Source organism: Pseudoalteromonas sp. SR41-1 (assembly GCF_014164015.1).
GTDB lineage: Bacteria > Pseudomonadota > Gammaproteobacteria > Enterobacterales > Alteromonadaceae > Pseudoalteromonas > Pseudoalteromonas distincta.
Genome location: NZ_JACJEK010000018.1, coordinates 70,332 through 89,307, shown reverse-complemented (window position 1 = coordinate 89,307; position 18,976 = coordinate 70,332). Strand labels below are relative to the sequence as shown.

The window sequence follows — 18,976 nt, the reverse complement described above, 5'->3', positions numbered from 1 at the left end:
AATTAATAATGAAAGGTGCGGGTGGAAGCTCTGGTGGTATTGGGCATTTTTTTATTGGTTTGATTATGATGTGCGGTGGCTTTTATATGCTGCTAAACGCAATTTCGGTGACCTCTAATTTTGGACTAAGTTCTCGCATTTATAGTGTTAATGCTTTAGGTGGCTTTGGCGTTACAGGCGGCATGGTTATGGTCCCGTTTATTTTTGGTGTAGGTCTGATTTTTTATAATTCTAAAAATATTTTAGGCTGGGTGCTATCTCTTGGCTCGTTAACCGCACTCATATTTGGCGTTATATCGAGTGTTCGATTTAGTATGCGAACTATGACGTCGTTTGATTTGATTGTTATTATAATTTTAGCGTTTGGCGGCTTAGGGCTGTTTTTACGATCTCTCAAATCTATTGATACTTAAATAATTACCACGCTTTGTTTTAAATACAATTTTAATTATAGGCATTTAACATGATGTTCTAATGCCTAAGCTAATACATTAATAATGTAATCCTTCCTATTTACTGCTTAACCAGTAACGTATTTTAAAGAGATTTATGTGAACAACTCAATACAGCTAAAACTAATTGCTACTCACTTATTAGCACAAAGAGAAGAAAACCCAGCACGTTCAAACTTTCCTAAAGAGTTAGTACTAGACTCGACTGACGATGCGATAGAAGTACAAAAGTTGATGATTTATTTAAATGATCAAACTGTATATGGCTGGAAGTGTATGCTGCCTTTAGATGATGACTCAATTATATTAGCGCCTCTTTTACATGCACCTATAAAACAAGCTGAAAATTGCCCACTGTATACAACAAATAACAAAGCGCTGATAGAACCAGAAATTGCATTTATTTTACAAAGCGATTTACCAAGTAATAAAACCTATACAAATGAAGACGTAGATACTGCATTTGCCAGCGCCCATTTAGCACTTGAGCTTATTCAAAAAAGGTTTGATGAAGGCACTCCAAGCACTCACATTGAAAAGCTGGCTGATGGCCTATCTAATCAAGGCGTGTATTTAGGCCCACAAATAGATAAAGCCAAAGCGTATAACGCAAATACTGTAAATATTAACGTTAAGCAAACTGAGCTGGAGTTAAACTTGGCAGGTGTGCATCCTGCAGAACTTGCGCAGCTTCCACTTTATTGGGCGGTTAATTACTTATCAGCAAAGGGAATTAATTTAAAAACTGGGCAAGTGTTTATAACAGGCTCTTATTGTGGTGTTGTTGAGCTTAATACAGATCAGTTAACCACGGTTAGTTACGAAGACTTAGGGTCTGTTAGCACTACGTTTTTATCAAAGTAAATTTAGCGTTACTTAATAGATAAATCATATTTTAAAATAAGCGCATCTATGTAACGGGTGCGCAAAGTGTGTTGTTTTTCATGATCGGCGCCATGCCCGAACGCTTTGTTTAAAAGCTTCATGGCGGGGTGTAGTAGCGCTCTTTCTTCTTGGTTTAAACTCGCTTTACTGCGCAGTTCTGTAATGTCGTCAACTAATAGTCTGCCAATGTCTACCGAGACTATTTCGTCTATTAATCCATTTTGAGTAAGTACGCCATATTTACTGCATAAAAACTGTTGCCAAACTTGCTGTAAGTGCTCGTCTATTTCACAGCCAAATAGCTCTTCACTAAACGTAAATCCTTGCTGAGCGAGTTTAGTTAGGCTTGCAGTATATTGCTGCGCAAAATAATTAAAAGCATGGCTTGATGATTCTATTTTTTGTTTTAAAAGACCTTGCCCCCAATTAACACAGCCGCGCGCATAATAGTCGTCATATTCTTCGCATTCATACAAACCCGAATATGAGCTGCAGCTAAGTTGACTTTTAATACAGTAACTTGGTTTGGGGAACACACTTCGCTCTTGCCAAGCTAAAAGTGTATCTGCATCTATGTTTAATGCTTGGCACAGTTCATCGGTGTTATAAAAATGAGTTGCTAAGTAGTCAGATAAACGCATAAAGCCTCTGGTATCGTTAAAAATAAAATACTGTTCATATATACAGTTATTCATTTTGTATTACCAAACTCAATAACACAAGCGATTTTATAATTAAATGTGCGCTTATACCTCCAAAAATACCGGCAAGTATGTTACAAATAGCGCAAGTTTTATAAATAATGAATTTTTATGCGCACCCTAGACCAAATTAAACAAGCAAGCCTTATTACAGCTATTAAAACGCCATATTTAGCAAACGGTGAAATTGATCTCGCAAAGTACGATGAACTCGTTGAAATACAAATTGCAGCGGGCGTTGATGGCATTGTAGTCGGTGGCACAACAGGCGAAGGCCAGTTAATGAACTGGGAAGAGCATTTAATGCTTATAGCGCACAGTGCAAACAAATATGGTGACAAACTGATTATTGTTGGTAATACCGGTAGTAACAACACCCGTGAAGCGATTAAAGCAACTAAATATGGCTTTGCCAGCGGTATGGATGCAGCACTGCAAATTAACCCATATTACGGACGTACGTCAATCGCGGGTGTTAAAGAGCACTTTAAACGCGTACTTGATATTGGACCTGCCTTTATTTACAACGTAGCCGGTCGCACAGGTCAAGACCTAACACCTGATATTATTGAACCATTAGCACAGCACTCGAACCTAATTGGTATTAAAGAATGTGGCGGCAATGAGCGCATTGCACACTATGAGCAGCAAGGCATTGCGTGTTGGTCTGGTAACGACGATGAAGCACACGACGCTCGTCATGTACACAAAGCGCACGGTGTTATTTCGGTTACTTCTAACCTTGTTCCTGGGTTGTTTCGCCAATTAATGGATACTAAAAATGATGAGTTAAATACGTCATTACAACCATTAATGAGCTGGTTGTTCTGTGAGCCAAACCCTATTGCTATTAACACTGCGATGATGATGACAGGTGCAGTAAATCCAGTATTTAGATTACCGTATTTACCGCTTAGTGATGAGCAACAAAAAGTAGGTTTGCCATTAATAAATGAGCTTAACGAACGTGAAGTTGTCGGTGGTAAAGCACAGTTATTAAAAAAAAATGAGGTATTAACGCTTTCTTGAGTTGATAATCAATATTTTAATGACTTAACAAACTAATTTTTAGCTTTTAATCCAGTTTAAAGCTAACTGTTGACTCGTTTTTGCTGTATAATTTGCGACCCTTGATAATGTGGCCGTAGGTTATACAGCATGAATTTTAAATCTTTTAGTTTCGCTCCTGAAATCATCCAGGCGTTGGACGAACTTAACTATCACACTCTTACGCCCATTCAGCGCGCAGCAATCCCTGCTGTTCGTAAAGGTAAAGACGTTTTAGCCAGTGCACAAACTGGTACCGGCAAAACTGCCGCGTTTGCTTTACCTATCATCCAAAAATTGGTTGAGTCTGAACTCAGCACAACGAATGCACCTCATGCATTAGTACTTGCGCCAACGCGTGAACTTGCAGAACAAATTGCAAATAATTTTAGAGATTTTGCAAAGCATACATCACTTAAAGTCGTTAGTTTATTCGGTGGTGTTAGTACCGCCGGCCAAGCAAACGCTTTAAAAGAAGGTGTAGATATTGTTGTTGCAACACCAGGTCGTTTATTTGATCATATTCGCTTAGGTAACTTAAGCCTTGCAAGTGTTAAGCACCTTGTTCTTGATGAAGCCGACCGTATGCTTGATATGGGCTTTATTGAAGACATGCAAAACGTGATTAAAAGCTGTGCAGAAGAGCGCCAGATTTTACTTTTCTCTGCTACTTTCCCTGCAGCAATTAAACAATTTGCATCTAAAGTATTAAAACAAGCTGAAATAGTGCGTGTTGATCAAACTAACAGTACAGCAAGTACTGTTGAGCATGTTGTTTACCCTGTTGAAGAGCGTCGTAAGCAAGAGCTACTTTCTGAATTGATTGGTAAGAAAAACTGGCAACAAGTGCTTGTATTTGTAAACATGAAAGAAACGGCTGACGAGCTTGTTAAAGAGCTTAACCTTGATGGTATTCCGGCGGGCGTTTGCCACGGTGACAAATCTCAAGGTAACCGTCGTCGTGCTTTACGTGAATTTAAAGAAGGCAAAGTACGTGTATTAGTAGCTACAGAAGTGGCTGCTCGCGGTATTGATATTGATGGTTTACCTCGTGTAATTAATATTGATTTACCATGGCTTGCAGAAGATTACGTTCACCGTATTGGCCGTACAGGTCGTGCTGGTCGTCAAGGTCAAGCAATCTCATTTGTTAGCCGCGAAGAAGAAAACACTTTGTTTGAAATTGAAACGTTAATCGGTCAAAAAATCAAACGTGTATATTTAGAAGGTTACGAAGTAAGTAACCGTGAAGTACTAATTGATAAAATTGGTAAAAAACCAGCGCATTTACGCCGTACACGTTCTAACAAGTTATCAGGACAAGCAACCGGTGAAGCGAGAGCAGTAAATCGCTCACGTATTTCAAGCGTTCGTAAAAGCTTAAAAGGCGAAAAACTGTCACTTAAAAAGTCATAGTTAACGCCGTTTAGTTTAAAAAAACCTGAGTTTACTCAGGTTTTTTTGTGCCTGATGATAACACCTCATCAATAATATTTGCGTATACATAAGCCGCTTGCTCGCCCTCTTTATTTGCTATTATGGACAAACCAACTGGTAAACCACTTACTTTGCCTACCGGCAGAGTTATGTGCGTTGTGCCTGCAATAGCAGATAACGAACTACTACTACCATTAAAATTATCACCATTAACTAAGTCTGTCTTCCAGGCGGGTGATACTGTAGGCGCTATAACAATATCAAGCTTGTTGTTTTTATATACATTAACAATGGCTGTCGTTGCTAAAGTGCGATAGCGTTCTTTAGTCTCTTGGTATTTTTGTTTGTTAGTTAAATCAATAGCCTGAGATTGAACTAGGATGTCTTGCTCAAAGTGGGGCATTTCTGTATTTTTATTTTGAATATTAAAATTAATAAGTGCTTTTAGGCTTTTTACAGCCACTTGTGCTGGAGTGCTTGCGAGGTAGTGATTAATTTCGGCTTTAAAGTCGTAAAGTAAAATATAGTATTCATCAACAAATAGCGTATCTAAGTTATCAGTAATATCTACATTAATAACAGTGTGCCCAGCCTGTTTTAATGCTTGTAACTGCTTGGCATAAAGGCGCTGCGTTTCAACTGTAAATTTGTCGCTAGGCAGTGCACCAATAATAAGTGACGATTTTGATTTTAGATTACCTGTATTTAATTTAAACCCTGTAGTTGTTGCATCGAGAGAGTCCTCACCTTGCAAAACTGATAAAACCAGCAATGCATCTTTAAGTGAATGCGCCATCGGCCCTACTGAGTCTTGACTACTAGAAAGAGGCACAACACCTGAGCGTGATACTTGGCCCATACTCGGTTTTATTGCATAAACTCCATTTACTGAGGCAGGGCACGTAATTGAACCGTCTGTTTCAGTCCCTAATGCTATGGGCGCAAAGTTAAGTGCTACTGCAACAGCAGAACCTGCGCTAGAACCACATGGGTTACGTGTTACATCGTGCGCATTATGTGTTTGTCCGCCTACGGCACTCCAGCCTGAAGATGAATAGGATGAACGAAAATTTGCCCATTCACTTAAATTAGCTTTACCTAAAATTATAGCGCCCGCATTACGTAGTTGTTTAACAACAAAAGCATCATTATTAGTAACGTTATTTTTAAGTGCTAAAGAGCCAGCCGTTGTGGGAAGTGTGCCTTTTGTTTCTATATTATCTTTAAGAAGTACAGGTATTCCGTGTAATGGACCTGTCCAAGTGCCTTTGGCGGCAAGTTCATCTAACGTTTTAGCTTGAGCAATCGCTGTAGGCTCAATACTAATAACTGCATTGTATTGTGGGTTAAGTTTATTAATTCGGTCTATATAATTTTGGGTGAGTTGCTGTGCATTAATAGAATTATTTTTATATGCACTGTGGATTTCATCGATGGTTTTTAGCTCTTGTGCTTTAGCGTTAAAAATTGCTAATACACTAAGCAACGAAAAGGTAAATGTTTTGATCATTGTTGAGGTGCTTGAGTTGTTATTATTTTCTATACATTTAGCACAAAAAAACCTCACAAAGTGAGGCTTTTCGATAAACAGCTTAAAAAAGAGGTTTAAGCGCTTTCTAACATAGACAGTGCGACTGCTTCAGCTGCTTTAATACCATCAATACCCGCTGATAAAATACCGCCAGCGTAACCTGCGCCTTCACCTGCAGGGTAAAGCCCTTTGGTGTTAATACTTTGGAATGTTTTATCACGCTTAATACTAATAGGCGACGAAGTACGTGTTTCAACACCGGTTAATAAACCGTCGTTAGTTGAAAAGCCACGAATTTGTTTATTAAACGCTGGTATCGCTTCGCGAAGGGCATCAATTGCAAATTGTGGTAACACTTTACTCAAGTCAGTTAACTTAATACCAGGTGTGTAAGAGGGTTGTACTTCACCTAAGTCTGCAGATGATTTACCTTTTAAGAAATCTCCAATTAACTGCGCTGGTGCATCGTAGTTGCTACCACCAAGCTCATACGCTTGCTCTTCAAGTTTGCGTTGTAAGTCTATTCCAGCAAGTGGATTACCAGGGAAATCTTGCTCTGGTGATATACCTACCACAATAGCGCTGTTAGCGTTGCGCTCACTTCGTGAATATTGACTCATACCATTGGTAACAACACGGCCTTCTTCAGAGGTTGCCGCGACTACTGTGCCACCTGGGCACATACAAAAGCTGTAAACGGTGCGGCCATTGTCGCAGTGATGAACAAGTTTATAATCGGCAGAGCCTAAAATTGGGTTTCCTGCATTTGTGCCAAAACGACATTCATCGATCATTGATTGTTTATGTTCGATTCTAAAACCGACTGAGAATGGCTTTGCTTCAACATAAATCCCTTTTTTGTGGATCATATCAAACGTGTCACGTGCGCTGTGGCCAACGGCTAATACAACATGTCGAGTGTTTAGTTGCTCGCCATTTGAAAGCGTTAAACCTGTTACTTGCCCGTCGTCTAAATGAATATCGTCAACACGTGTGCTAAAGCGAATTTCGCCGCCAAGCTCTATTATACGAGCGCGCATTTTTTCAATCATGGTGACAAGTTTAAACGTACCAATGTGTGGCTTACTTACGTATAAAATTTCATCGGGTGCGCCTGCTTCTACAAATTCAGTAATGACTTTTCGGCCATAATGCTTTGGATCTTTTACTTGGCTGTATAACTTACCGTCTGAGAAAGTACCTGCGCCACCTTCACCAAATTGTACATTTGATTCTGTATTAAGTGTGCGTTTACGCCAAAAGCCAAACGTGTCTTTTGTACGTTCACGTACTTCTTTACCGCGCTCTAATATAATGGGTTTAAAGCCCATTTGAGCAAGTAATAAGCCCGCAAATAAACCACAAGGACCAAAACCAATCACGACAGGGCGCTCTTTGATATTATTGTTAGCTTGGGCTACAAATTTATAACTTGTGTCTGGTGCTACTTTTACATGCTGGTCTTTTTCAAATGCTGCGAGTAGCTCGGCTTCGTTATCAACTTCTATATCGAGTGTATAAATAAGTAAAATAGCTGATTTTTTACGTGCATCATAACCACGTTTAAACACATTAAAACTGTGCAATTGTTCAGATTGGATTTTTAGTTTATTTACAATTGCTTGACCAATTGCGTCTTCGTCATGATCAAGTGGCAGCTTTATTTCGGTTAAACGTATCATTTATATCTCTTTTAGGTGTCATAGCGGGGTATTATAACCGCTCACAATAAGGGGATGCAGGGCACAACGAGTGTGCAAACATTAGGCGCGCATTTTACGTTAAAATAGCCTGATATGGCACTTATTTATTGTATTTTTGGGGTGGATGGGTATGATCCACAACTGTTGTTCAAAATCTTAGGTATTAAAATAGTATGGCGTTTGTTGTCACCGAAAATTGTATAAAATGTAAGTACACCGATTGCGTATCAGTGTGCCCAGCAGATGCATTTTTTGAAGGCCCTAATTTTTTAGCAATTAGCCCGATTGATTGTATTGATTGTGGCTTATGTGTCCCTGAGTGTTCAGCTGATGCGATATACCAAGAAGATGAGCTACCAGAGTCTCAAAAAGAGTTTACTGAATTAAATGCTGAACTTGCACTGGTCTGGCCGCGCATTACAGAGGTTAAACCTGCTCCAGAGGACGCTGATGTATGGAATGGCATAGACGATAAGCTTAAACTACTCGAAACATAATACATAACAATTAGTTACTCCTTTATCATTAAATAGTTAATTTTTTTATTTCAAAGTATTAACAAATGTACCTGGATAAATTACAATCCTCAGCTTAAGTTGCTCCTTATGAGTAATTACAGTCTAAATGGATGTTTATGCAGCACTTTATAACTATAATAAAAAAGTTTATCTTCCTATTTTTAAGTTTTGTTTTATTACTTTCTAGCCTTGATGTAGCGGCTAAAAAACAGCAAGTATCCTTGTCCCGTATTAATTCAAATATCACCGTTGATGGTGTTATGAATGAGGCGCACTGGCAAAATGCAACACGTATATCTTTACTCTACCAAGATGAGCCTAACGAGAAAGGCACACCCCCTGTAAAAACTGATGCCTTTATTTACGAAGATGGCACTAACTTATATGTTGCCTATGTTGCACAAGACCCAGACCCTACGCAAATTCGTGCATCACTTCGTGACCGGGATACGCTATGGGAAGACGACGTCGTTATTCTTGTTATTGATACATTTAATGATGAACGCAGTGGTTATGAATTCCATGTTAACCCGCTGGGCGCGCAAGGCGATATACGAATGACCGACACCGATGGTTGGAGTTCTGATACCTCATGGAATGCTATTTGGGATAGCGCAGGACAAATTAACGACAAAGGTTATGTTGTTGAAATGCGTATTCCTTTTAAAGCACTGCGTTTTCCTGAAAATGAAAATGAGCTAACGTGGGGTTTTTCTGTAATGAGAAACTACCAACGTGATGTGCTATATCAGCTATCAAACATGGGGTTTGATAGAAATGTGAAATGCAGCCTTTGCCAGTTTGATAAGTTAGTTGGATTTAGTGACATTGAATCAAGTAAAAATATCCAATTAACACCTACATTAACCACACTGCGTAACGATAATAAATCAGCGTTGCCAGGTGATTGGGATAAGGGTGATATAGATACTGAAGTGGGCTTAGATTTACGCTGGGGTTTAACAAAAGATGCTGTTTTAAACGCGACAATTAATCCTGATTTTTCGCAAGTAGAAACTGACTCTTTAGAGCTTGATGTAAATACAACCTTCTCAATTTATTACGCTGAAAAACGTCCTTTCTTTTTAGATGGTGCTTCTTACTTTAAAAGTAGCTTATTTGAGCTTTTATACACACGTACAATTGCAGAGCCTACTTTAGGTGCAAAGCTGACGGGTAAAACGGGTGATCATAGTTATGCGCTAATGCTAGCTGATGACGACAATAGTAATATTTTACTGCCAACGAATCAGGGCTCTGGCTTCGCAAGCTTAAACGAAAAAACGAATGCAGCCGCAGGGCGTTATCAATATGACTTAGGTCAGCAAGGTACTATTGGTATTTCAAGCACGCACAGAGAAAGTGATGACTATCACAACACTGTATTATCAGTGGATGGTACCTACTGGTTTAATCAATCGGATACTCTTTTGTATCAAGTGTCATCTGCTGATACTCGTAACTCTGAATTTTTAATTCAAAACTATAACTTATCTGAAACTCAATCAGATGAAGCTTATGCTCTAGAACTTACCCGCGATAAACGTGATTACAAATTATTTGCATCTTATGAAAATATTGGGCAGGACTACCGCACTGATTTAGGTTATCAAGCTAAAGTCGATTATGAAAAAGTAGGCTTTGGTGGCGGACAAACATGGTACAGAGATGAGTCTGATTTACTTACCTCGTGGTCATACGAAGCTGACTGGGATAAAACGTGGGCACAAAATGGCGACTTACTTGAAGAAGAATACGAAGGCTTTTTGAGTTTTAAAGGTCAAAAACAATCTATTTTTGAAATTGGTTTAGTACACCGTTATGAAAATTATAATGACAATTTTTATAATCAAAATATTGGTTACATTTATACGGGCTTTAAACCCACTAAAGATTTAAAGTTATCATTATATGTTGAATACGCTAGCCGCATTGATTATGCAAATGAGCAATTAGGCGATGCGTTTGACACCCAAACCCAAATGGTGTGGGACATTAACGACCATTGGCAGCTCGATGTAAAACATAACTACAGCCAATTAGATAACCCACAAGGGGAGCGTGTATTTACAGCTAACTTAGTTGATTTTAGGCTTCATTATAAATTTAGTATGCGTTCAATTCTTAAGCTTATTTTACAATTTGAAGATATTGATAGAGACGAAAATGCCTACTTTTATCAAGTTAGCCAAATTAACAAAGACTACGGTAGTCAGCTTGTTTACTCATATAAAATTAATGCGCAAACACTGTTTTATTTGGGTTACTCAGATAGAGGTTACCAAGACGATTCTCTTAAAAATATTGAGCGAGATCAACGTACCTTATTTACAAAAGTTAGCTATGCATGGCAGCTTTAAATATTAATAATAATTTTATTAGCGATAATTCCTACTAGTTTGAGTAGCAATGCATAATGCGCAAGAATAATTTTTAAATGATGTACGACAGCGGAGCAAATGCGATTAAGGTTGAGTAAATATAAGTACTTAAAGCTGTAGTGGTGAGGCATAGATTAATGCGGCAGAAAAAACGACAAAGTTTATATACCGCATGTATTAAATTTTAAACAATTGAAACGTTTTTGTTTATTTTTATTAATCCCATCTATACTATATGTAGATATAGTTAGTTGATCCATTATCGTTACAATTTTTTGTTATTCTAATGGCTTAGGATTATATCAATGCTTGCGTAGTACTAAATGCAAGCGATATAATCCGCTTTTGGTAATAGGTTTGATAGGAGAAGCAAAATAGATGGATTTTTTTTATGAATAAACTTAAGCCGCTCGGTTTTATTTTCTTAATCATAGTTCTATTTTGTTTCTGCATAAACATAGAGTTAACTAATCAGATCAACCGTATAAATCTATTTCAGACAAATATTGATATACGAAGTTTCGAGATCACGAATACCTCCCTTGATATGGCTCCTTGGTATAATCCCATTTTAAATGGCCATTATATAATTGAGCAGCCAACAGCTGATTTTTTACTTATCAAAACCACTGATACCCAATTTGTAGCCGCTGATTCTAATAAGTTAATCATGATGACGCTCTCATCACCCATGAACTTTTTATTTTTATGTATATTGATATTTGGCTCAGGTATCTACTTACGTAGAGAACGTAGAAAACGTCATTATAAAAATCAAATAGCGGAGCTCAACCGCCAAGCCAATAGCTTACTTACTGCATTTAATTTACAAGTTAAACCGGCAGAGAACCCATTAGGTGTAAGCAGCTTAAGTCAATCTATAAATAGCTTAAATTCACACGTAGTTAATTATGTAAAACAAACTCAAACAAGTATTTGTCAAGATAAACTGACGCTGTTAATTGACCGCCATGCATATATTGAACACATAGACAGACAAATAAATCATGCTAATCAGGAAGATCTCAAATGTGCGCTTCTATTTATCGACTTGGATGGCTTTAAACAAGTAAATGATTCGTTTGGCCACAGTTTTGGTGATGAAATATTAGTTCAAGTGGCCAGTCGACTTGCAAATGTTTTACGTCACCATAAGTTAAGTAATATTAATAGCGCTAATCAATTAGAGCAAAACTTATCAAGATTAGGTGGAGATGAATTCTCCATATTTATAGAACTACTTGATGATAGCGACAGAGTTGTTGACATTGCGAAGCACGTGTTAAGTGAGCTTGAAAAAGACTTTGTGCTTGGCAATAAAATAGTAAAAATTAGTGCCAGTATTGGTATTGCTGCTTACCCAGAAAGCGCGTCAACCCCACAAGCACTTTTACAATTAGCTGATGTTGCTATGTACAGAGCTAAGAGTGATGGTAAGGGAATATTTAAAGTTTACTCGCCAGAAATGGGTAACAAAATGCGCCGTTATCATTATTTACTCGAAGAATTGCGTTTAGCGCTCGCGTGTAAAGATTTTTACTTATCTTTTCAGCCAATTGTACATGTTGAAGATTGTATGATTGATTATTTTGAAGCGCTTACACGTTGGGACCACCCAGTTGAAGGTATGATCCCACCTTCAGAATTTATTCCAATAGCAGAAGAGTCAAATTTAATATTAGAGCTTGGCGATTGGATTATGCTTGAATCGTGTCGGCAAATGGCTGCATGGCATAATGCAGGTATGCGCAAAGTAAAAATATCTGTTAACGTTTCGGGCATTCAGTTAAAGCACCGTGATATTTATGATTGGATAATGAAGAAGCTAAAAAAAACCGGCTTACCGGCGACGTCTTTAATGCTAGAAATTACCGAATCAACATTTATTCAAGCCAGCCCTAGAATAATTAAAGAGCTAAGTAGATTAAGAGAAGAAGGCATCACTATTGCAATTGATGACTTTGGTACAGGTTTTAGCTCGTTAAGTACATTAGCGGATTTACCAATTGATGTTATTAAAATTGATCGCTCGTTCATAGCTCAAGCCAATAAAAGCCAAAAATATAACGATATATTAAATACAATTAGTGAGCTTGGACAAAAGCTGGGCCTTAAAATTGTAGCTGAAGGCGTTGAAGAAATAGGGCAGTTTGAGCTTGTTAAAAAAATGGGTGTGAGTTCAGTTCAGGGGTATTTAGTGAGCCGTCCTGAGTCATCAGTTAATGTAGGTAATAAAGTATTACGTAATAACACCAGCAATCTTTCTGCATCGGGTACAAGTGCGTGGGATATTGTTAGTTAGTTAGCTAGTTAGTTAGTTATTTTACAAATAAAAATGCCACTCTAAATAGAGTGGCATTTTTTGTTTAATCAGTAATTAATGTATTAAAGATCAAATGTGCGTGAAACAGCAAGTACAATACGCTCATCAGCATAATCGTAATCTAAGCTAGTGTTTTCAGCAGCCACTTCAATACCAAAACCTTCGTAGCTTGTTTGATAAGCTAGGCGGTAGTGCTTGTACGATTTTTTCTGGTTTGTATCCCAAGCCCACTTTTCACCATCAAGTGAGTTTGAAATATCAAAACTTGCACGTAGTGCGTGATTTGGAGCTAGTTCATAAGTGTGAGCAACCATTGAAATTACATGACCCGCACCTGTTCCAAAGTAATCCCAGCTATACCAAAAGTTAAGCTCAGTTTGGCCGTATTCACTTGCATAACCAAACTTAGTGTAAGCTTCAGCGTAGTTACCGTCACTGTTATTACCTTGATAAGTGTAATAAGCGATACCGTAATCAACGCTGAATTGCTCATCAAGTTGTACATATTTACCTAAGTAAGCATCAAGCTCAAAATCAGTGTCGTCACCAAAATCTACGTTTGAGGCCCAAACACCAGCGTAAACACCACTATCAAAGGCATAATCTAAGCTGCCTTGAATTGCAGGGTCGCTATCGGTCTGTGTTACACCATTAAAAGTGTAGTCAGACGCTGCAGTGATTGTTGTTGACCAATCAGCTGCTGCAGTTGTTGATAAAAGTGCAAATGGTAGTGCTACTACAAGTTGTTTTAGTTTGTTATTCATTGTTAATCCCTAGTGTACTGTGTCTATTTTTGTGTAATCAATTGCGTTTGCTTTTGGTGAGCTATCTATATTCGTTACTGTTTTAAATTTACTGTAACCAATAAAGGCTGCACAGATAAAGAACAAGCCGATAACTAATGCGCCTACCCACTGAATTTGTAAAAATTCTAATTTAAACAATAGTGTAAGTAATGATAGACCAACAACATTTCCGATTATGTATTTCATTTTGCCAAAACGCTTTACGGTAAAGTTTAGGTTATCTGTATATAAACGCACTAACGAATCAAGTGAGTTAATTACAAATACAATACCTACAAATACCATAGCGAAGTTTTTAATACCTTGAGTTGGGATGCCCGCTTCATGGTAGTGATAAAGTACGCTAAACCAAATCGCAATAGGAATAGAAGGGAAAATCAACATTGCACCTAATACTTGGTATGTTTTAAGTCCACCAACAAAGCGTGATGTAAATTGACCAATCATTATGCTCCACGCAAACCACCAGAATAAGTAAAACTCATGGTAATCATTAAGCGGTAAAACAAATTCATTAATGTTTGCAAAGTAAGTACCAATAGAACCTAAGTTATCTGTAAATGCTGACATTTGACTATCACCTATCACAAATGCGCCAGTCCACATAAAGGCGATTAAAGCTAAGAATAACCACGTAGTAGAAATACTTAAAATACGTACATATTTAATATCAGTACTTGAGTACACAGCAAAACAGATAGCAGCAAACACAATTAAGTAAAACTCAGAAACTATACTTGTTCCATCACCTAATTCGGGTAAATACCACGGTAGGTTTGTAAGCAGCAAATAAGCGGTAAATGCACATGTACCAATAATTACAACGTTATTGATAAATTTAACCCAAGGAATTTCGAAAAATTTCACTTTAGGTTCTATTACACAGAAATAAAAGCACGTAAGAAAGTAAAATCCCCAGATCAAAAATCCCCAGTAGCCAAACTCAATAGCCAGTGGATTTGCAAACGCGTATTCTGGGCTTGCTTTTATGTCTGCATAACCTGCAAACTCAGTTAAAGGAAACATAATAAGGCCAACATCTAGGCCAGAAGTAAATAGTATTGCTATAAAGGTAAAGGTTCGAACTGGTGTTACACCTACTACGCGAACATTACCCCATTTAATTAAAATAGTGATAATAGCAAGTAAGGTAAAAATGATGCCTGCATTAAGCCAAATAGTCATTGTTACCCTCCAGTAATGAATAAAAATAATTCATAAGCACTCCGTATTTTATTGTTTTATTCTCGCATTAACACAACGTAACCTATTTACATCGTGTGCCACTGCAAGGCACGCATTGGTTTAGCCCGACGAGACTAAACCTAAGCATGTGGCTAAAGTTAGATCTCCGTACTACGTTGTGTTTCTTGCCAGTTTGTTGTTATGGCAACATTCACATCCGATTTCTGTAATGGTTCTTTACCTAAAATTATGTCAGCTGCTTTTTCGGCAACCATAATAGTAGGCGCATTCAAGTTTCCGTTAGGAACTGTTGGGAATATAGATGAGTCAACAACACGTAGTCCTTCAATACCATGTACTTGCGTATTTGAATTAACAACGGCCATATCATCTTCACCCATTTTGCATGAGCAAGAAGGGTGGTAGGCACTTTCTACGGCTTGGCGTACAAAGGCATCTATTTCTTCATCTGTTTGAATATGTTTACCTGGTTGAATTTCTTCATCGCGGTATTCATCAAAGGCACTTTGTTCGATTATGTCGCGTGTTAAGCGAACGCACGCTCTAAAGCCTTCAATATCGTCTTGGTGTTCAAGGTAATTAAATAAAATGGTTGGTGGTTGCTCAGGGTTCGCAGAAGCAATAGTGACACTACCGCGACTTTTTGGTTTGTTATGACCAACATGTACCTGAAAACCATGACCTGCAAATGCACTTCTACCATCGTAACGCATAGCCGCTGGTAAAAAGTGATATTGAATATCTGGCCATTCAACACCTGGTTTTGAGCGAATAAACGCACACGATTCAAAATGATTCGTTGCACCTAAACCCGAACGCGTTAATAACCAGCGCGCACCAATCAACCCTTTTGAAACAATGCCTAGTTTGCCGTTAAGCGTGATAGGTTGCTTACACTTGTATTGAAAGTAAAACTCAAGATGATCTTGTAAGTTTTGACCTACACCTGGTAGATGATGCTGTACTCCAACGCCTGCTTTTTCAAGCGCTTGAGTATCACCAATACCAGAGAGTTGTAAAATATGTGGAGAGCCGATTGGGCCTGCACTTAATATAACGTCTTTTGCAGCATGTGCTGTTTTAACGTCGCCATTTACTTTGTATTCGATGCCAGTAGCTTTCTTGCCATCTAAAATCACGCGCTGTGCTAGTGCACCTGTAATAATTGTTAAATTACTACGCGATTTAACCGGGTCTAAGTACTCACGAGAAGCAGAGCTGCGCACGCCGTCTTTTACGGTCATGTGCATTGGGCCAAAACCCTCTTGCTGCGACGCATTATAATCATCAGTAGAAGCATAACCGGCTTGCACACCTGCTTTTATAAAGGTGCGGTAAAGCGGGTTTTTCATTTCGTTGCCGTTATTAACGCCAAGCGGACCTTTGCCACCTCGGTAAGTATTTTCACCAAGGTAAAAGCTTTCTGCCTTTTGAAAATACGGTAAACACGATTTGTAATCCCAGCCGTTTGCACCGTGTTGCTGCCATTCGTCAAAATCTTTTGCATGGCCGCGTACATACACCATGCCATTAATAGATGACGAGCCGCCTAATACTTTGCCTCGAGGACAATGCATCTCACGGTTATCTAAATGAGGCTCAGGCTGCGTATGAAACTGCCATGCGTATTTTTCACTATTCATAGGAATAGATAACGCGGTTGGCATTTTTATAAAAATACTTTTATCGCTACCGCCAGTTTCAAGTAGTAACACGCGGTTACTTGAATCTTCAGATAAACGGTTGGCTAAAACACAACCCGCCGAACCCGCGCCAACAATAATATAGTCGTAATGATTACTCATAGTAGGGCGCCTTAAAATGGGCTTTCTATGTCGGCCATACCAACATAAATAGACTTAGTTTGCGTGTATTGATCAAGCGTTTGTATACCATTTTCACGGCCAATACCCGATTGCTTGTAACCGCCAACTGGCATTTCAGCCGGTGAGTTACCGTATGCATTAATCCAACAAATACCGGCTTGTAACTTATGAATTACGCGGTGAGCACGTTTAATATCACTCGTAAATACGCCAGCAGCTAAGCCTAGGTGTGTACCGTTAGCGCGTGCAATCACATCGTCTTCATCGTCAAAAACAAGCACGCTCATTACAGGGCCAAATATTTCTTCTTTAACGATTGTCATATCGTCGTTGCAATCAATGAACACAGTCGGTGCTACAAAATAGCCATTAGGTGCAGATTCAGGTGAAAGCGTTGTACCACCAGTTAATAGCGTTGCACCTTCTTCGATCCCTTTATTAACGTAGCTCATTACTAGTTCTTGGTGCTTTTTAGAGATAAGTGCGCCAAAGTTTGTATTTAAATCTTGTGGGTCGCCAGCAATAATGTTTTTCTCAGTGCGAGCTTTAAGTTCATCAATAAACTGCTGATATACATTTTTATGAACGTAAATACGTGTACAGTTAGTACAAATTTCGCCTTGCGTATAAAAGTTACCTAACATAGCAGCGCTAACCGCTTGCTCTATGTTGGCATCATCAAATACTAATAGTGGAGATTTACCACCAAGTTCCATCGTGACATCTTTTAACGTACCGGCAGCACTCGCTACTACTTTTTTACCTGTGCCTACTTCACCCGTAAACGATACTTTATCAATATCGCTATGCTGCGTTAGCCACTGGCCTACATCGCCCGCGCCTTGAACAACATTAAACACACCTGCAGGTACGCCAGCTTCAACAAATACTTCTGCAAGTTTAATTGCGCCAAGTGGTGTTTCTTCAGATGGTTTGAATATAAATGCATTCCCAGCAGCAAGAGCAGGGCCTGACTTCCAACATGCAATTTGTAGTGGGTAGTTCCATGCACCAATACCCGCACAAATACCTAATGGCTCTTTGCGTGTGTAGTAAAAGTCATCACCAACCATTTGTTGTTGGCCTACCTGTGCTGGCGCAAGACCTGCAAAGTATTCAATTACATCAGCGCCAGTTTCAATATCAACACAATTTGCTTCTTGCATTGGTTTACCGGTGTCGAGTACTTCTACAAGTGCTAGTTCATCGTTACGCTCGCGTAAAATAGCCACTGCTTTTAATAAAATGCGGCTACGTTCAATGGGTGTCATTGCTGACCACTGAGCAAAACCTTGCTTTGCACTGGCAATGGCTGCGTTTTGAATAAATTCGTCGGCAATTTCTACTGCGTAAATAACCTCGCCCGTTGCTGGGTTTGTTACATCAAATGTTTTGCCGTTCTGGTTTGCAAGAAAATGGCCGTTAATAAAATTTTGATAGACAGGTGTAGTCACGCTAGGCTCCATATTGCTTGATAAGTGAAAGTACATAGCTTTTTGCTAACTTTTCACAGTGTTTAAACTGATTATTGTCTGATTTACTCAGTACTGCTCTTAACCATAGGCCATCGATCATTGCGGCGCTAAGTTCTGCAGCTTGATTTGCTTGCTCAATAGGCATTAATTGTTTAAAAGAAAATGCTAAATTACTTTGCAAGCGTTTACTGTTTACATTTTGTAGTCGGTGTAATTCTTCATCATGCATCGATTGCGCCCAAAAACTTAACCACGTTCGGGTTGTATCATTACGCTGTTGTACAAGCGCAAAGTTGGCTTCGATAATAAACATTAAACGTTCAGTCGCATTTGTTTGATGATTTACTTTGCCTATCAAGTCTTGTTTTAAGCTTGTTAGTAAGTATCGAACAGTGGCTTCAATCAACCCCTGCTTACCACCAAAATAATGACTAATAATACCCGACGATAAACCTGCATTTTTACTAATGCTGTTTATAGTCGTTCCTTGTAATCCATTCGTCGCAACAGATTCTATAGTTGCGTCAATTAGCTGCTGACGCCTGACAGGTTCCATTCCAACTTTAGGCATAATTTTTATTAATTGAACGTTCAATAAAGATAAGCTTAAGGTAATAGCTCTAACAATTCAAGGTTGAGGTAAATATCTAGATGCCAAAATGTAGATTAATCATTAATAAAAGAG

At 38.5% G+C, this 18,976-nt stretch carries 15 protein-coding genes; 7 read left to right on the top strand and 8 right to left on the bottom strand.

The genetic code is table 11. The features are described from left to right. Nucleotides 1-8 precede the first annotated feature (8 nt). On the top strand, nt 9-413 hold the full coding sequence (locus H5118_RS15630) for a hypothetical protein (protein ID WP_182749398.1): 405 nt from the start codon (nt 9-11) through the stop codon (nt 411-413). A gap of 138 nt (nt 414-551) precedes the next feature. Beyond that, on the top strand, nt 552-1,316 hold the full coding sequence (locus H5118_RS15625) for a 2-keto-4-pentenoate hydratase (RefSeq protein WP_182749396.1): 765 nt from the start codon (nt 552-554) through the stop codon (nt 1,314-1,316). 8 nt (nt 1,317-1,324) lie between these two features. On the opposite strand, the gene H5118_RS15620 is transcribed toward H5118_RS15625, so the two are convergent. Then, the gene (locus H5118_RS15620; protein WP_182749408.1) at nt 1,325-1,978 is read right to left on the bottom strand and encodes a DUF6058 family natural product biosynthesis protein; all 654 of its coding nucleotides are present in this window, start codon (nt 1,976-1,978) and stop codon (nt 1,325-1,327) included. Between the two features lie 171 nt (nt 1,979-2,149). Between H5118_RS15620 and dapA the strand changes: the two genes are divergently transcribed. Together dapA and H5118_RS15610 are read left to right on the top strand one after the other, a co-directional pair. Beyond that, nucleotides 2,150-3,067: a 4-hydroxy-tetrahydrodipicolinate synthase gene (gene dapA, locus H5118_RS15615; RefSeq protein ID WP_182749394.1), complete on the top strand. Its 918-nt coding sequence runs from the start codon at nt 2,150-2,152 to the stop codon at nt 3,065-3,067. Nucleotides 3,068-3,196: 129 nt separating this feature from the next. After that, nucleotides 3,197-4,501, top strand: coding sequence for a DEAD/DEAH box helicase (locus H5118_RS15610; protein WP_002958629.1), 1,305 nt, complete (start codon nt 3,197-3,199; stop codon nt 4,499-4,501). A 31-nt stretch (nt 4,502-4,532) separates the two neighbouring features. Here the strand turns inward: H5118_RS15610 and H5118_RS15605 are convergent, their stop codons facing one another. Continuing rightward, on the bottom strand, nt 4,533-6,032 hold the full coding sequence (locus H5118_RS15605; RefSeq protein ID WP_182749392.1) for an amidase family protein: 1,500 nt from the start codon (nt 6,030-6,032) through the stop codon (nt 4,533-4,535). A 95-nt stretch (nt 6,033-6,127) separates the two neighbouring features. Further along, on the bottom strand, nt 6,128-7,735 hold the full coding sequence (locus H5118_RS15600) for an NAD(P)/FAD-dependent oxidoreductase (protein WP_182749390.1): 1,608 nt from the start codon (nt 7,733-7,735) through the stop codon (nt 6,128-6,130). A 194-nt stretch (nt 7,736-7,929) separates the two neighbouring features. Between H5118_RS15600 and fdxA the strand changes: the two genes are divergently transcribed. The 3 genes from fdxA to H5118_RS15585 all read left to right on the top strand — a co-directional run bounded on the left by fdxA (nt 7,930) and on the right by H5118_RS15585 (nt 12,957). After that, nucleotides 7,930-8,253 (top strand): ferredoxin FdxA, encoded by a 324-nt coding sequence (gene fdxA, locus H5118_RS15595; RefSeq protein WP_002958626.1) that lies wholly within the window; start codon nt 7,930-7,932, stop codon nt 8,251-8,253. 137 nt (nt 8,254-8,390) lie between these two features. Beyond that, nucleotides 8,391-10,634 carry a carbohydrate binding family 9 domain-containing protein gene (locus tag H5118_RS15590; protein WP_182749389.1) on the top strand — a complete coding sequence of 748 codons (2,244 nt, stop codon included), beginning with the start codon at nt 8,391-8,393 and terminating at the stop codon, nt 10,632-10,634. A 568-nt stretch (nt 10,635-11,202) separates the two neighbouring features. Continuing rightward, the gene (locus H5118_RS15585) at nt 11,203-12,957 is read left to right on the top strand and encodes a putative bifunctional diguanylate cyclase/phosphodiesterase (RefSeq protein WP_370626122.1); all 1,755 of its coding nucleotides are present in this window, start codon (nt 11,203-11,205) and stop codon (nt 12,955-12,957) included. Between the two features lie 83 nt (nt 12,958-13,040). Here the strand turns inward: H5118_RS15585 and H5118_RS15580 are convergent, their stop codons facing one another. The 5 genes from H5118_RS15580 to betI form a co-directional block, all read right to left on the bottom strand. Continuing rightward, nucleotides 13,041-13,742: a TorF family putative porin gene (locus tag H5118_RS15580; protein WP_024603578.1), complete on the bottom strand. Its 702-nt coding sequence runs from the start codon at nt 13,740-13,742 to the stop codon at nt 13,041-13,043. 9 nt (nt 13,743-13,751) lie between these two features. Further along, entirely contained in the window at nt 13,752-14,969 is a 1,218-nt protein-coding gene (locus H5118_RS15575; protein WP_165724036.1) for a BCCT family transporter, read from the bottom strand. Between the two features lie 158 nt (nt 14,970-15,127). Then, nucleotides 15,128-16,795 carry a choline dehydrogenase gene (betA, locus tag H5118_RS15570; RefSeq protein ID WP_182749387.1) on the bottom strand — a complete coding sequence of 556 codons (1,668 nt, stop codon included), beginning with the start codon at nt 16,793-16,795 and terminating at the stop codon, nt 15,128-15,130. Nucleotides 16,796-16,806: 11 nt separating this feature from the next. Next, nucleotides 16,807-18,270: a betaine-aldehyde dehydrogenase gene (betB, locus tag H5118_RS15565; RefSeq protein ID WP_182749385.1), complete on the bottom strand. Its 1,464-nt coding sequence runs from the start codon at nt 18,268-18,270 to the stop codon at nt 16,807-16,809. 1 nt (nt 18,271) lies between these two features. Beyond that, entirely contained in the window at nt 18,272-18,847 is a 576-nt protein-coding gene (betI, locus tag H5118_RS15560) for a transcriptional regulator BetI (RefSeq protein WP_024603276.1), read from the bottom strand. Nucleotides 18,848-18,976: the final 129 nt, after the last annotated feature.

Bases quoted from the DNA above. Each gene is read 5' to 3' on its own strand.
- H5118_RS15630 (WP_182749398.1), top strand. From the start codon at position 9: ATGAAAGGTGCGGGTGGAAGCTCTGGTGGTATTGGGCATTTTTTTATT.
- H5118_RS15620 (WP_182749408.1), bottom strand. From the start codon at position 1,978: ATGCGTTTATCTGACTACTTAGCAACTCATTTTTATAACACCGATGAA.
- dapA (WP_182749394.1), top strand. From the start codon at position 2,150: ATGCGCACCCTAGACCAAATTAAACAAGCAAGCCTTATTACAGCTATT.
- H5118_RS15610 (WP_002958629.1), top strand. From the start codon at position 3,197: ATGAATTTTAAATCTTTTAGTTTCGCTCCTGAAATCATCCAGGCGTTG.
- H5118_RS15605 (WP_182749392.1), bottom strand. From the start codon at position 6,032: ATGATCAAAACATTTACCTTTTCGTTGCTTAGTGTATTAGCAATTTTT.
- H5118_RS15600 (WP_182749390.1), bottom strand. From the start codon at position 7,735: ATGATACGTTTAACCGAAATAAAGCTGCCACTTGATCATGACGAAGAC.
- fdxA (WP_002958626.1), top strand. From the start codon at position 7,930: ATGGCGTTTGTTGTCACCGAAAATTGTATAAAATGTAAGTACACCGAT.
- H5118_RS15590 (WP_182749389.1), top strand. From the start codon at position 8,391: ATGCAGCACTTTATAACTATAATAAAAAAGTTTATCTTCCTATTTTTA.
- H5118_RS15585 (WP_370626122.1), top strand. From the start codon at position 11,203: ATGGCTCCTTGGTATAATCCCATTTTAAATGGCCATTATATAATTGAG.
- H5118_RS15580 (WP_024603578.1), bottom strand. From the start codon at position 13,742: ATGAATAACAAACTAAAACAACTTGTAGTAGCACTACCATTTGCACTT.
- H5118_RS15575 (WP_165724036.1), bottom strand. From the start codon at position 14,969: ATGACTATTTGGCTTAATGCAGGCATCATTTTTACCTTACTTGCTATT.
- betA (WP_182749387.1), bottom strand. From the start codon at position 16,795: ATGAGTAATCATTACGACTATATTATTGTTGGCGCGGGTTCGGCGGGT.
- betI (WP_024603276.1), bottom strand. From the start codon at position 18,847: ATGGAACCTGTCAGGCGTCAGCAGCTAATTGACGCAACTATAGAATCT.